This is a genomic window from Geobacillus sp. FSL K6-3411, from assembly GCF_037965715.1.
Lineage (GTDB): Bacteria > Bacillota > Bacilli > Bacillales > Anoxybacillaceae > Geobacillus > Geobacillus thermodenitrificans.
This window is the reverse complement of record NZ_CP150187.1, coordinates 2,119,190-2,133,272: the sequence shown is the minus strand read 5'-3', so window position 1 is coordinate 2,133,272 and position 14,083 is coordinate 2,119,190. Positions and strand designations below refer to the sequence as shown.

Annotated in this window: 11 protein-coding genes; 8 read left to right on the top strand and 3 right to left on the bottom strand. The window is 49.5% G+C overall.

The features are described 5' to 3' along the window. Positions 1 to 175: 175 nt before the first annotated feature. Positions 176 to 727, bottom strand: coding sequence for a gamma carbonic anhydrase family protein (locus NSQ22_RS10725; protein ID WP_029761802.1), 552 nt, complete (start codon positions 725 to 727; stop codon positions 176 to 178). A gap of 68 nt (positions 728 to 795) precedes the next feature. Here NSQ22_RS10725 and NSQ22_RS10720 point away from each other — a divergent pair, with 68 nt between their 5' ends. Further along, a complete protein-coding gene (locus NSQ22_RS10720; RefSeq protein ID WP_008880610.1) occupies positions 796 to 1,746 on the top strand; it encodes a nitronate monooxygenase in 951 nt (316 codons plus the stop codon). 187 nt (positions 1,747 to 1,933) lie between these two features. After that, positions 1,934 to 3,076, top strand: coding sequence for a Glu/Leu/Phe/Val dehydrogenase dimerization domain-containing protein (locus NSQ22_RS10715; RefSeq protein WP_008880611.1), 1,143 nt, complete (start codon positions 1,934 to 1,936; stop codon positions 3,074 to 3,076). A 419-nt stretch (positions 3,077 to 3,495) separates the two neighbouring features. On the opposite strand, the gene NSQ22_RS10710 is transcribed toward NSQ22_RS10715, so the two are convergent. Beyond that, on the bottom strand, positions 3,496 to 4,932 hold the full coding sequence (locus tag NSQ22_RS10710; RefSeq protein WP_081157677.1) for a DDE-type integrase/transposase/recombinase: 1,437 nt from the start codon (positions 4,930 to 4,932) through the stop codon (positions 3,496 to 3,498). A gap of 169 nt (positions 4,933 to 5,101) precedes the next feature. On the opposite strand from NSQ22_RS10710, the gene NSQ22_RS10705 reads away from it, so the two are divergent. The 6 genes from NSQ22_RS10705 to NSQ22_RS10680 all read left to right on the top strand — a co-directional run bounded on the left by NSQ22_RS10705 (position 5,102) and on the right by NSQ22_RS10680 (position 12,150). Next, a complete protein-coding gene (locus NSQ22_RS10705; protein WP_041264497.1) occupies positions 5,102 to 6,118 on the top strand; it encodes an ABC transporter substrate-binding protein in 1,017 nt (338 codons plus the stop codon). 24 nt (positions 6,119 to 6,142) lie between these two features. Then, positions 6,143 to 7,135: an ABC transporter permease gene (locus NSQ22_RS10700; protein ID WP_008880613.1), complete on the top strand. Its 993-nt coding sequence runs from the start codon at positions 6,143 to 6,145 to the stop codon at positions 7,133 to 7,135. Beyond that, the gene (locus NSQ22_RS10695; RefSeq protein WP_011887592.1) at positions 7,110 to 7,904 is read left to right on the top strand and encodes an ABC transporter ATP-binding protein; all 795 of its coding nucleotides are present in this window, start codon (positions 7,110 to 7,112) and stop codon (positions 7,902 to 7,904) included. Before NSQ22_RS10700 ends, NSQ22_RS10695 begins: the two co-directional genes overlap by 26 nt. A gap of 52 nt (positions 7,905 to 7,956) precedes the next feature. Continuing rightward, a complete protein-coding gene (pdhA, locus tag NSQ22_RS10690; RefSeq protein ID WP_339263425.1) occupies positions 7,957 to 9,027 on the top strand; it encodes a pyruvate dehydrogenase (acetyl-transferring) E1 component subunit alpha in 1,071 nt (356 codons plus the stop codon). Beyond that, positions 9,024 to 10,022: an alpha-ketoacid dehydrogenase subunit beta gene (locus NSQ22_RS10685; RefSeq protein WP_339263423.1), complete on the top strand. Its 999-nt coding sequence runs from the start codon at positions 9,024 to 9,026 to the stop codon at positions 10,020 to 10,022. The genes pdhA and NSQ22_RS10685 overlap by 4 nt, the downstream gene beginning before the upstream one ends. Positions 10,023 to 10,659: 637 nt before the next feature. After that, positions 10,660 to 12,150 carry a peptide MFS transporter gene (locus NSQ22_RS10680; RefSeq protein ID WP_029761808.1) on the top strand — a complete coding sequence of 497 codons (1,491 nt, stop codon included), beginning with the start codon at positions 10,660 to 10,662 and terminating at the stop codon, positions 12,148 to 12,150. A 231-nt stretch (positions 12,151 to 12,381) separates the two neighbouring features. Here the strand turns inward: NSQ22_RS10680 and NSQ22_RS10675 are convergent, their stop codons facing one another. After that, entirely contained in the window at positions 12,382 to 14,049 is a 1,668-nt protein-coding gene (locus tag NSQ22_RS10675) for an IS1634 family transposase (RefSeq protein WP_172437878.1), read from the bottom strand. Positions 14,050 to 14,083: the final 34 nt, after the last annotated feature.

Below are 14,083 nucleotides of genomic sequence, written 5' to 3'. Positions count from 1 at the left end.
GGCTCAAGCCAAGCTATGCATCTCGTTTTGTGTAATGATGAACATTTTGCCAATGCCCACGATGCCCGAGACAGAAAACGGAATAGAGCGGTGGGAAAGAGGGATGGTACGCGACTTTGTCTGCGAGATGATTCCCAACTTTCCCTACACGCGCCGCAACGATTTTGAAACCGCTTTAAACTTGTTTGCTTGTTTCTTTGTCAGTTGACTCAGCAGCTGTCAGTTGTTTTCGGTACTCTTTCCCTTTTTGGACGTATGTATCGATCGACAGCTGAATAAGCGCCAAGTCTTTGTCCGTTAATTCACGCACAACTTGGCCTGGAGAGCCGACCACAAGCGAACGTGGTGGAATTTTTTTGCCGGACGGGATGAGGGTGTTGGCGCCAATAATGCATTCCTCCCCGATTTCAGCTCCATCCAAAATAGTTGATCCCATGCCAATGATTGAGCGGCGCCGGATTGTGCAGCCATGGAGTACGACATTATGTCCCACGGTCACTTCATCTTCGATAACAAGCGGAGAGCCTTCGTACAAATGACATGTCGTGTTGTCTTGAATGCTCGTTCGCGCACCGATTGTAATCGGCCCTTCATCACCGCGCAACACGGCATTAAACCAAATCGTTGATTCTTCTCCGACGGTGACATCGCCAATGACTCGAGCTCCAGGTGCGATAAAGACGCTTTCGTGAACGTTCGGTTTTTTTCCGTTATACGGATAAAGCATTCCCATCCCCCCAAAAATATGGTATCGTTATGATTAGTATAACATATTTTTTACGAGGTGGGAATGTTATGAATGATGTTTGTCGACTGCTCGGTCTTCGTTATCCGATCATCCAAGGGGGGATGGGCAACATCAGCAATGCTGAGCTGGCAAGCGCCGTGTCCGAGGCGGGGGGACTAGGAACGATTGGGGTCGGAACGATGCCACCCGATGAGGTGGAGACGCTGATTGTCGAAACGAAACAGCGGACAAGCCGACCGTTTGCGGTGAACATTCCGTTGCAAGTGACACCGCACGCTGCCGAAATGGCCGAGCTTGTCATCAAACATCAAGTGCCTGTTGTTTCCCTTTCTGCCGGTAACCCTGCGCCATGGATTCCACAGTTTGCCGCACACGGCATCAAAGTTATGGTTGTTACTGCATCGGTCAACCAAGCGAAAAAGGCGGAGGCAGCTGGAGCGGATATCGTCGTTGCCGAAGGGTATGAAGCGGCAGGGATCAACTCACCGCTCGAGTTGACAACGATGACGCTTATTCCACAAATTGTAAGTGCTGTTCGCATTCCTGTCATCGCCGCCGGCGGCATTGGTGATGGGCGTGGTTTGCTCGCTGCGATGGCTCTCGGCGCCCAAGGGGTGCAGCTAGGCACAAGGCTTGTAGCAACGAAAGAAGCTCCGTTTCATGAAGCGTATAAACAGGAACTTATCAAAGCGAAAGACAACGAAACGGTCATCGTCGGTCGTTCGGTCGGGCGCGTCCGCCGCATTATGCGCACGCCGTATGCTGAGAAGCTGCTTGAATATGAGCGGCAAGGCATGCTGCCTGAGCAATTCCAAGAATATACGTCTGAAGAACGCCATCGCCGTGGCGCGCTCTCTGGGGATTTTCAGGAAGGGTTTATCAATGCTGGACAAATCGCCGGCCTCATCGATGATGTGCCAACCGTCGCTGAGTTGTTTGAACAAATGATGACCGAAGCAAAAGCACAATGGCGCTCATTATCCGCTATATTTTCCTGATATTAAAAAGACGCCTGTCAAACGGCGTCTTTTTTTGACGAAAGAAAATGGTTGGGAAGGGGGTTGACACTTATAACCACCATAGTTACTATTGAAATAGTATAACGATTTTATAACGTTTGTATATTTTTTGTTATATTAACTTGAAAACGCTTTCAAGCGGTAAAGCAAAGGGGAGAGGGAAGCGATGAATGTCATGTTGTCATCAGAAAGGGCACAGAGCTTCGACTTATTTGAACAAATGCGTGAGCATGAACAAATTGTGTTTTGTCATGATGAAGCGACCGGGCTGAACGCGATCATCGCCATTCATAGCACGGCGCTTGGACCGGCGCTTGGCGGCTGTCGGATGTATCCGTATGCGACAACGGAAGAGGCGTTAGCGGATGTGCTTCGACTGTCCAAAGGGATGACGTATAAATGCTTGGCTGCCGATGTCGACTTTGGCGGCGGCAAAGCGGTAATCATCGGTGATCCGCGCAAAGACAAATCACCGGAATTGTTTCGAGCTTTCGGTCAATTCGTTGAGTCGCTAGGTGGGCGCTTTTACACCGGCACTGATATGGGGACGACACCGGATGATTTCGTGCATGCGCTGAAGGAGACAAACTGCATTGTTGGCGTCCCCGAAGCGTATGGAGGAAGCGGCGACTCATCGGTGCCGACTGCTGCCGGTGTCATTTACGGTATCCAAGCGACGAACTATGTTGCGTTTGGCAACAAAAATTTGCACGGAAAAACATACGCGGTGCAAGGGCTTGGGAAAGTGGGAAAAAAAGTGGCGTTTCGCTTACTTGAAGAAGGGGCTGATCTGTATGTATGCGATTTGAACGAAGCAGCGGTTGAAGAGGTGGTGGCGTATGGGAAACAAATCGGAGCGTTAGTAAAACCTGTCAATGGGACGGAGATTTATCGCGTCAATGCTGATGTGTTTGTCCCGTGTGCATTTGGCGGTGTCATAAACGATGAAACAGCCGCCAGCCTGCGGGTAAAAGCGGTCGTCGGGTCAGCGAACAACCAGTTGGTCGACAAACGCCATGCCCGTATGTTGAAAGAAAGAGGCATTGTATATGCTCCCGATTACATTGTCAACGCCGGCGGGCTGATTCAGGTGGCCGATGAACTGTACGGAGCGAACAAAGAGCGAGTGTTGGCGAAAACGAAAGCGATTTATGATACACTGCTCGCCATTTATACACGAGCTGAATCGGAAGGGATAACGACGATGGACGCCGCCGATCAATTTTGTGAAGAGCGGCTCGAAAAGCGTAAACAACGTAATCATTTCTTTGCGCATCAAAAACGGCCGAAGTGGGATATCCGTCGTTAGGAGAGGAGAAAACGGATCGGAAAGAGTCGCTTTCATACCTAAAAATGAACGAATTTTCATGCAGATACACCAGGGGTATGCCCACTTTTTATAGAGATCTTTTGCAGAAAATTCAGTAATAAAAAGCTACCAATCTAGCCAATGGCTATTCAAGGGGTAGCGTCAAAAGTTTTATGAAAACTCCACATCCGCCATCCCATGGAGCATCGTAAGGCATCCTTGGAGCCGGATTCGCCCTTGACCAACACCCGCCAAAGGTGTGAAAGGGACGTCAAGGGCGACGGGGACAAAAAAGAGGGCATAGGAAAGCCGCCCTTGCCCTTACCGAATTTTACCTTTGACGAGGTTCGGTTGGTCAAGGGTTCGCTTCGCCGAATCCGGCTGTTCTTCTGATCCATGGGCTCCGGCGGACAAAAAAGTTAGGCTGCCTCTTGTTGGAGGAAATCTTGAGCCATGGCGATCAGCTTCGTCCACCGGGCCGGCATATGGGGCAGATCGGCGAGCTCCGGGATGACGACAGGAACCCGGCCTTCGAGTGCACCGTGCGGGCGCAGGAAGTTGAAATACGCCACAAACAGCGTGACAAAGGAGACCGATCCTTCTTCCGCGCCAAATCCGTGAGTCGGCCGATAGTTGCCTTTAAACGTCCGGTTGAATCGCTCGATGATTTGTTTGAGCGCGCGGAACTCTTCGGACACCGGATCCTCATTGGTCAGTCCGATCACTTGGCGGACGTCAAACGGAATCCCGTGCTGGGCAAAAAAGTGCTGCGCCAGCAGGTAAATGGGATTGCCGTCGACGACGAACGACAAATCGTCCGGGATGGACGACAGCTTTCGCAGGACGTCATCGATGGCCCGGATGGCCGACAACGCATCCCGGTGGGGCGAGACGCGATACGACAACACCACTTTTTTCACGGCATCAAACATAAAAAACAGGTAATGCCAGCGTCCTTTCACGCGAATATACGTCTCATCCCCACAGAACGAGCCGGACAGCTCGTACGGGAACTGGTCGACAAATGGCTGAATCATGAGCGCGACGCTATTGGCGTAGTTGAGTACCGTCTGATGGGAGATCGACACGCCATGCACATCCTTCATGATTCCGGCTGTCTGTCTGGAGGACATCCCATAGTTAACGTAGTACGTCAACACGAGTCCGAGGGTGTGCGACGACACCGCCAGACGAGACAAATCGACCTTTGGCTTTTTCGGCGACGATGGGGCCAATGGTTGAAAGTCAAACAAAAACTCACGGAACAGATACCGCACCTTGAAGGCTTGAGGGTTCTGCTGGAACCGTTGGCGTTCTTTTTGGCTCATCCGGCGAAGGTTCTTTTGGTAAAACGGGCAGTCGTTGTTCTTGCATTTGTAGATGTAGTAGTCCTTGCGTTCTTTGATTTTCTCAAGCGTTTGGAAGCAGTGCGGGCAACGAAAGACCGCTTGCTTTTTGAACCGATTTCGATGGTTGAACCGGCATTGGCACACTTTGCATTGGTACTGCCCTTTTCCGCCGTTGTTGGTGTACAGGTAGGATGACGGCGCCTGGCAACGGGGACACGTCAACGAATCCGGAACACGGTGTTTAGCGTTGTCCCGGCGTTGGATCGGCGGCAACGGACGGCCGTGCCGGGCTTCGTAGTCGGCTAAAAGCTGCCGGTAGTCGAGTGTTTCTGGGACATCGATGATGGGAAGGTCATCGACTTGAAGTTTTCGGTACGGTTTTCGAACCGGTTCGTCCATGTCTTTGCGGCTTAAGGATTTTCCTAATAAGGCACCAATTAAATAGACAATGATTTGATGTTGGGACTTGATTATTTCGAGCAAATAGGCTAATAATTGAGGTAACAAGCTTGTCACTCCTTTGTTTTGGGTGTTGGGTGTGGGGTTACCTCAATGATGGCCTAAAACAACGGGGGTGGCAAGCTTTTTTTATTCTCACCGTTGAAACTCAATGAAAAACAGTGAGTGTGGAGGATAAACTTTTGACAATACCATTCAAGGAGAAGGGGGAATATGGATGAAACAGACGATCAAACGTTTCGGTGTACCGATCCTTTTCAGCATATTGGTACTCTCGGGGTGTAAAGGAGAAGAACAGAGTGCAACAAGTGGCACGAAAGAGAACGGAAAGGGGGAGAAAACAGTTACTATTGGTGTCACGCAAATTATTCAACATCCATCATTGGATGCTGCCTTCGACGGATTTAAGAAGGCGTTAGAAGACGGGGGATTTAAAGAGGGAGAAAATGTTCAGTACAATATCCAAAATGCCCAAGGAGACATGAACAATAGTCAAACGATCGCCAATAATTTTGTATCGGATGGGGTTGACTTGATTTTCGCCAATTCGACTCCGAGTGCCCAAAGTGCGCTCAATGCAACAAAGGACATTCCGATCGTGTTTACATCTGTTACAGATCCGGTCGGTGCCAGTCTAGTCCCATCAATGGATCAAGCGGGGGACAACATTACCGGAACAACCGATAGTCATCCCGATGCGATTCGAAAAACAATTCAATTTATTGATGAGCAAACGGACGCTAAAACAGTGGGACTCATTTATAACGCAGGCGAACAAAACTCTTTGGCCCAAATTGAAAAAGTGAAAGAGGCTGCAAAACAAACGGATTTGAAGCTGGTAGAAGCGTCTGTTTCGACAACAGCAGAGGTGAAGCAGGCAGCCGAGTCGTTAGTAGGCAAAGCAGATGTGTTTTATATCGTAACAGATAATACGGTTGTATCTGCCATTGAGTCAGTTGTAAGCGTTGCCAATGAGAAAAAAATCCCTGTTTTTACCGGGGAGCTTGATTCATTAAAACGAGGATGCTTTGCGGCGTACGGGTTTGACTACTATGATATCGGCTATCAAGCTGGTGAAATGGCGGTAGCGATTTTAAAAGGGGAAGCAAAACCAGCGGAAATCAAACCGGAATATCCAAAAAAATTAAAACTTGTAATCAATAAGCAAGCGGCGGAAAAACAAGGGATCAAACTGAAGCCCGAATGGGATCAAATGGCCGAATACATCGAATAAACCAATTCGAAAGGATGACCGCTCTTGTTGACAGCAATTACTGGTGCGATCGAATCAGGAATTATTTATGCCATTATGGCGTTAGGGGTGTATTTGTCGTTCCGTATTTTGGATTTTCCCGATTTAACAGTGGATGGTAGCTTTGTGACAGGTGCGGCGGTGGCGGCAACGCTGATTGTCAGCGGTGTTCATCCGTTGGTGGCAACATGTCTGGCCCTTTTCGTAGGATTCATTGCCGGATGCATGACCGGGCTTCTTCATACGATGGGGAAAATCAACTCACTTTTATCGGGAATTTTAATGATGATCGCGCTGTATTCGATCAATCTTCGCATCATGGGACGTTCGAATGTACCGCTTCTCAATCAAGAAACGATCTTTACGAACGTTCAAGAATGGGGGACGAAAATCGGCCTTGAACCGGCTGTGGCGAAAACATGGGGAATTCTTCTGTCGATGACATTGCTTGTGCTGCTGTTTAAATGGTTCACCGATTGGTTTTTGCAGACAGAAATTGGGCTCGCCATTCGGGCCACTGGCGATAACCCACGCATGATTCGCAGCTTTTCGGCAAATACGAATTTGCTTATTGTGTTGGGATTAGGCCTTTCCAATGCCATGGTGGCGTTCTCAGGTGCGCTCATTGCCCAATACGGCGCTTTTGCCGATGTCGGCATGGGGATCGGCATGATTATTATTGGCCTTGCTTCCGTCATTATCGGTGAAGCGATATTTGGAACAAAAACGATCGCGCGCGCCACATTCGCTGTGATCGGCGGGGCGATCATTTACCGGATTGTAGTGAGCCTTGCATTGCGTGCGCAATTTTTAGAAACGGGAGATGTGAAGCTCATTACGGCATGCATCGTTATTTTGGCCCTTGTTGTTCCGCAAATGGTGCGGCACCAACGGGAGAAAAAGTACAAAGAGGAAAAAAGGCGAGAGCGGGCACAAGCCTTTGTGGCTGCTGCTGCCGAAAGGGGTGAAGGAGATGTTGCAGTTAAAAGGAATTTATAAGATATTTCATGAAGGAACTCCGGATGAAAAAATAGCGCTTCAAAATATTAACTTAACGCTGCAAAAGGGCGATTTTGTCACCATTATCGGCAGCAACGGAGCGGGCAAGTCGACGTTGATGAATTTGATTTCCGGAGTGCTGTTTCCTGATGAAGGAACGATTTCTATTAACGGTCAAGATGTCACCATGATGCCAGAATATGTTCGTTCCCGCTATATCGGAAGGGTGTTTCAAGATCCGATGGCGGGAACAGCGCCGAACATGACGATTGAGGAGAATTTGGCGATGGCGTATGCGCGTCGTCAAAAGCGCACACTTCGCCGCGGAGTGACGAAAAAGCGGCGCGATGACTTTCGAGAGGCGCTCTCTACGCTCCACCTTGGTTTAGAAAACCGTCTTCAAACGAAAGTCGGCTTGCTTTCAGGCGGCGAGCGACAGGCGTTGTCGTTGCTGATGGCGACATTTACTGAACCGGACATTTTGTTGCTTGATGAACATACAGCAGCACTTGACCCAGCAAGGGCGGAGCTGGTGACTCACTTAACTAAAGAGATTGTTGCGCGCTATCAATTAACCACATTGATGGTTACTCATCATATGCAACAAGCCATCGATTTAGGAAACCGTCTCATCATGATGGATAAAGGACAGATCATTTTAGAGGTAGATGAACATGAAAAGAAAAGCTTAACAGTAGAAAAACTATTGGCGGAATTCCGACGCATCCGTGGGGAACAACTAGCGAGTGATCGGGCGGTATTGAGCTAATCGAGCGGTCAGATGCTTATACAATGAGCCAATCATGGAGAGGAGGAATGTTATGGAACGGGACTTTCCGATTTGGCAAGTATTGAATGAAGAAGGAACAGTAGTGCAGCCCGAGTATCGCGAACGAATAACAAAAGAATTGACGATGGTGATGTATCGCCATCTGATTCGTACGAGAACGTTTGATAGAAAATGTGTCAGTCTTCAACGGCAAGGGCGCATCGGCACTTATGTGCCGTACGAAGGGCAAGAGGCATGTCAAGTTGGAAGTGCGCTAGCGCTCAACGATGAGGATTGGATGTTTCCGACTTACCGCGATCACGGGGCGATGATGACGTTTGGCCGGTCTTTAGTGAACACACTTTTGTATTGGAAGGGGCGGACAGAAGGGTGTGTTCCGCCTAAAGGGAAAAAAATCGTTCCGCCGAGCGTTCCGATTGCCACGCAGCTTCCCCATGCGGCGGGAGCAGCGTGTGCTGAGAAATGGAAGGGAACGAAAAATGCCGTCATTGTGTACTTCGGGGATGGAGCGACATCGGAAGGAGATTTTCATGAGGGATTGAATTTTGCGAGCGTTTTCAATGCTCCTGTCGTCTTTTTCAATCAAAACAACCAATATGCGATTTCCGTTCCGATCACCCGCCAGATGAGGTCAAAGACGATTGCACAAAAAGCGTTGGCGTACGACATCCCTGGTGTCCGCATCGATGGAAATGACGTGTTTGCCGTGTATTTTCAAACAGCTGAGGCGCTCGAACGAGCGAGACACGGAGGAGGACCGACGTTAATCGAAGCGGTAACATGGCGCTATGGCGCTCATACGACGTCCGACGATCCGTCAAGATACCGTGACCAAGAAGAGAGCAAGAAACGGCGTGAAACCACTGACCCCATCAAGCGGGTGGTGCGATTGATGCAAAGGGAAGGCTGGTGGAATGAACAATGGGCAAATCAAGTACAGGAAGAAGTCAACGCGGAGATCGAGCAGGCGGTGGCTGAGATGGAGCGCTATCCAAAAGCCAACGCGTCTGACATGTTTGATTACGTATTCGCTGAACCGACGTGGACGATTGCTGAGCAGAAAGAGGCTTATCTTCATTGGAAACGGGTGATGGAAGGATGAGTGTAAAAGTAAGCACAAAATCGCTCACACTCGTGCAGGCGGTCAATGATGCGCTTCGCATCATGTTAAAAGAGCGCGACGATGTCGTTTTGCTCGGGGAAGACGTAGGAAGAAACGGCGGTGTGTTTCGTGCCACCGACGGACTGCTTCAGGAGTTTGGTGAGGAGAGGGTGATTGACACTCCGTTAAGCGAGGCGGGGTTTACAGGTGCAGCGATTGGAATGGCGCTAAATGGCTTTCGTCCTGTTGTCGAAATTCAATTTTTAGGTTTTATTTATCCAGCCTATGAACAAATCATGACCCACGCGGCGCGTATGCGCTCGCGGACGAGGGGGCATTTTACGGTTCCATTGGTGATTCGTGCTCCATATGGCGCAGGCGTGCGAGCTCCGGAAATTCATTCAGACAGCACGGAAGCGCTGTTTACCCATATGCCAGGGGTGAAAGTCGTTTGCCCGTCGTCGCCGTATGACGCCAAAGGGCTGTTGATCGCTGCGATTGAAGGTCCAGACCCTGTGCTGTTTTTAGAGCCGATGCGCAACTATCGGGCGTTCCGCGAAGACGTTCCTGAAGGAAAGTATACGGTTGACATCGGCAAAGGAAAAAAACTGCGCGAAGGGGAGGACGTGACGGTCATCGCGTGGGGAGCGATGGTGCCGGTCGCTATGAAGGCGGCAGAAGCCGCAGCGAAAAAGGGAATTGATGCTGATGTCATTGATCTTCGTACACTTTATCCTCTTGACAAAGATATGATCGCCGAGTCAGTGCAAAAGACAGGAAGAACAGTGATTGTTCAAGAAGCGCACGCTACAGGTGGATTGGCCAATGATATTTTGGCTGTCATCAACGATACATCGTTTTTCTATCAAAAAGCACCGGCCGAAAGGGTGACTGGATTTGATGTCCCCGTGCCGTTCTTCGCTCATGAAGATGACTATTTGCCAACGCCGGCGCGTGTTTTGCATGCAATAGAAAAAGTCATGAATGACTCTTAAAGGTTGACGAAATGAAACGTCATGACAGACAGAAAGTAATGCCCGAGCAGACTAGAGGCGGCTCTCAGCAACGTGCTTTCATCCAATCAGCTTTTGTACAGATTTTATGAAGGAGTAGTCTTCGGACGTTTTCCGTTGCACGGAGAGCATCCCCCTTCAACTCGTTGTTTTGTATAAAGGGGGGATGATGCAAACGGAAAACGTCCTTTTTCATTGTTGTTCTTCCTGTTCCATCGCTCCCAAAAAGTCGTCTGTCGTAACTAAACGCCCGCGTGTGAAGCGCGGGCGTTTCATGCTTGTTTCAAGGATCTAAGCTTTGATGGAGACGCGATCGTCATTTATCGGTGTGGACAAAGTGTGAACGGATGAAGAAATGAGAAGGCGAACAGCGGCTTGCTGCTGGCCGGCAAAGGTATTGGAGGGATGACAGCCTCGATGTGGCACTTTCTTCAACATGAGCGTAGGCGGGGATGAAAATTATATTCCGACCATTCATTATTTTTATCAAAATAGTATTATTCAGATAAAAAGATAGAATCTCATTTTTGTTAAATAAATTATAGTTTTTTACAAAAAGTTTTTTGACAATATAAACATAATAAATTATTATAGTAAAAGAATTGAAGGAGGGGTTTTGATGTCACCAATCGATAAGCGAGAAATCGCTGCCAGCGTTCCACAGCGAGGCTTTTTCGGCCATCCGAAAGGGCTGTTCACGCTCTTTTTTACAGAATTTTGGGAGCGCTTCTCGTACTATGGCATGAAGGCCATTTTAGTGTATTACATGTATTATGAAGTGTCGAAAGGTGGATTAGGACTCGACGAGCATTTGGCGCTTGCGATTACGTCGATTTATGGTGCGCTTGTGTACATGTCGGGCATTATCGGCGGCTGGCTTGCCGACCGGGTGTTCGGAACATCAAAGGCAGTCTTTTATGGCGGCATTCTCATTATGGCCGGTCATATTGCGTTAGCGATCCCGGGTGGGGTGGCGGCGCTGTTTGTGTCGATGGCGCTCATCGTCCTTGGCACAGGGTTATTAAAACCGAACGTCTCCAGCATTGTTGGCGATATGTATCAACCGGGCGATGACCGCCGCGACGCTGGATTCAGCATTTTTTACATGGGCATTAACCTCGGGGCGTTTTTGGCTCCGCTTGTCGTCGGCACGGCCGGCATGAAATACAACTTCCATCTTGGTTTCGGGCTCGCAGCTGTTGGAATGTTTCTTGGGCTTATTGTATTTGTGGCGACAAGAAAGAAAAATCTCGGGTTGGCTGGGACGTATGTACCGAACCCGCTGACGCCAGCTGAAAAGAAAAAAACGACTGTGATCGTTGCGGTTGCAGCGATTGTCATTGCTGTATTGCTTGCTATCTTGATTCCAAACGGTTGGTTTACCATTGAAACGTTTATTTCGCTTGTTGGTATTTTAGGTATCATCATTCCAACTATTTATTTTGTCGTGATGTACCGCAGCCCGAAGACGACGGACGAAGAGCGGTCGCGCGTCATTGCTTACATACCGCTGTTTGTCGCTTCGGCGATGTTTTGGGCCATCCAAGAACAAGGTTCGACCATTTTGGCGAATTATGCCGATAAACGGACACAGTTGGATGTTGCTGGCATTCATCTTTCACCGGCTTGGTTCCAATCGCTGAACCCGTTGTTTATTATCACCTTAGCACCAGTATTCGCTTGGATGTGGGTGAAACTTGGTAAACGGCAGCCGACGATTCCGCAAAAATTTGCTCTTGGTCTTTTGCTTGCTGGCCTGTCGTTTATCGTCATCCTTGTACCAGGTTATTTCAGCGCCGGAGAACTCGTCCATCCGATTTGGCTTGTGTTGAGCTATTTCATCGTCGTGCTCGGTGAGCTTTGTCTGTCGCCAGTCGGCCTGTCGGCAACGACGAAACTCGCCCCTGCGGCGTTTTCGGCGCAAACAATGAGCCTTTGGTTTTTATCGAACGCTGCAGCGCAAGCGATCAACGCCCAACTCGTCCGTTTTTACACGCCGGAAAACGAAACGGCGTATTTTGGCACGATCGGCGGGGCGGCCATCGTATTGAGTCTCATCTTATTCGCGCTAGCGCCAAGCATCCAGCGATTGATGAGAGGAGTTCGTTAATCGCGATTGGATGATGGTTTGTCGTTACTTAGTGAAAAGAATGGAATTCAAAAGCAGGACGCTCTGCGTTAGCAGGGCGTCTTTTTTTACCCTAAAAACTCTTCTCGTAAATCAAAAAATAGGTCTAGACAGTATTTACCCCGAGTTCGACAGTCACTAGGCAAACAAAATGCCTCTCGCCCCTTGATACAAAAGGGATCGGAGGCATTTGGGCACACTTCGGGCGTGTATCTAGGTGCGAGGGTGGATGCCTAGAATCTTTGGAGGAGGTTCCAGCCCTAGAGCCGCAAGGAATAGCGCTTGTTTGGCCGTCAGTTCGGTTCGTTGATAAAGGTCGCCGTTTTTTGAAGAAAAATGTCCAAGCATGAGACGCTCGCATTCGTCTCTTACTTTCGGCCACGATTCATGAGTTCGGATCTCCACGATCCGAACCAGCAAGAGAGCCAGCCAACTGAGCAGCACATGCGCCCGGATACGGTCTTCCAAGCGATGATACATGGGGCGCAGCTCGAGTGTTGATTTCAACGTCCGAAAGGCCTGCTCGATATCCACCAGTTGCTTATACCCGAGCGCGACATCCTCGGCAGACAAGGTGTCATCGGAGGTTCGGATGAGATATTTGCCATCGTACGTTTCCGCTTCACGAACCGCTTGCTTGTCGATGCGAAGCGTTCCATCCTTCAATTGACGCAAGTATTTTCCGTAGGACGGATGGGAACGCAGCCGGCAGGTGGCCTTATGATGAGCTTCATTGGGGAGTTGGCGAAGCCCCTCCAACTCCTCTTTCAGCGATTCGAGCAGCGTTTCCCGTTCCTTGCGTTGGCGTTCGGCTTCGCTGGGATTGTACACGAGAACATAGCGCTGACGCGCTTCTCCGTCGCCCACGATGATTTCTTTGATATGCAAGTTCTCGCGAACTTGTTGGTAGCGCCCGCGACGGTTTAGGGCCTCTTCGACGGCGGCTTTGCCGGACCGCATTTTTTCGCCGACAATGTAGTGTCCCCCGGCCTGTTGCAAGATTCGCAAATTCTCTTCAGACGAAAATCCGCGGTCCATCACGCTGATCACACGCCCAAGCTTCCAGCCAATCAAGTCTTGTTTCACCTGTTTGATGACCGTCATATCCATCGTATTGCCAGGCCATACCCAAGCGCGAATGGGGACTCCTTCCCGGGTAACGGCCAGTCCAATGACGATTTGGACCAAATCGGGACGCTTATCTTTGGAAAACCCCTGCTTTCGAAGCGATTCTCCTTCTGGTGTTTCGGATGGATCCACTTCGAAGTACGACGAAGTCGTATCAAAGTAAATCAAATCGACTTCCAGGTTCAATAAATCGGCCACGGCATGGAACACTTGGCGTTCCAATTCCGGCTGCACAGCCAGCAGCTCATCCATCGCCCGGTACAACTGGTGGCTGGCGACTTGGGGAAGATGAGGGATATGCACGTCTTTCTCCACCCACTCCTCCATCGCCAACTTGCTTGACGGATGAAGGGCACGATTCGCCACCATGGCAAAAATCAGCCGTTCCAACGGAATCTGATGATGTCGGGAGGCAAACAAGGAGTGGAGAATCTCTCCCAATCCCAGTTGTCTCCAGAGCTGATCCAAAAGCCAAGCGCCACCAAGGCGTTTGCTTGATTGAAACTGAAAGTCATCCGACACTTCTCCTGTCAACGTCTCGATTTCCCAAGCCTGCTCAGGAGAAAGGAATCGCGAAATGCTTTTGGCCAGACGCTCCAAGACAGCGCGATCCACCTCGTCTTCGCGCCCAAACGAATAAATCACCTTCGCTTTCGCATATTTGGCCTTCGGATCCCATTCGTTGTGAGCAAGCTGGAGATACGCCACGGTCGTTCCATCTTTGTTTTTGCGTGTTACTCGCCGTATGTACATGCCTATATTATAACCGATATTCAGCTGTTTTAAA

Coding starts and splice junctions, on each gene's coding strand:
- NSQ22_RS10725 (WP_029761802.1), bottom strand. CDS start 727: ATGCTTTATCCGTATAACGGAAAAAAACCGAACGTTCACGAAAGCGTC.
- NSQ22_RS10720 (WP_008880610.1), top strand. CDS start 796: ATGAATGATGTTTGTCGACTGCTCGGTCTTCGTTATCCGATCATCCAA.
- NSQ22_RS10715 (WP_008880611.1), top strand. CDS start 1,934: ATGAATGTCATGTTGTCATCAGAAAGGGCACAGAGCTTCGACTTATTT.
- NSQ22_RS10705 (WP_041264497.1), top strand. CDS start 5,102: ATGAAACAGACGATCAAACGTTTCGGTGTACCGATCCTTTTCAGCATA.
- NSQ22_RS10695 (WP_011887592.1), top strand. CDS start 7,110: ATGTTGCAGTTAAAAGGAATTTATAAGATATTTCATGAAGGAACTCCG.
- pdhA (WP_339263425.1), top strand. CDS start 7,957: ATGGAACGGGACTTTCCGATTTGGCAAGTATTGAATGAAGAAGGAACA.
- NSQ22_RS10685 (WP_339263423.1), top strand. CDS start 9,024: ATGAGTGTAAAAGTAAGCACAAAATCGCTCACACTCGTGCAGGCGGTC.
- NSQ22_RS10680 (WP_029761808.1), top strand. CDS start 10,660: ATGTCACCAATCGATAAGCGAGAAATCGCTGCCAGCGTTCCACAGCGA.
- NSQ22_RS10675 (WP_172437878.1), bottom strand. CDS start 14,049: ATGTACATACGGCGAGTAACACGCAAAAACAAAGATGGAACGACCGTG.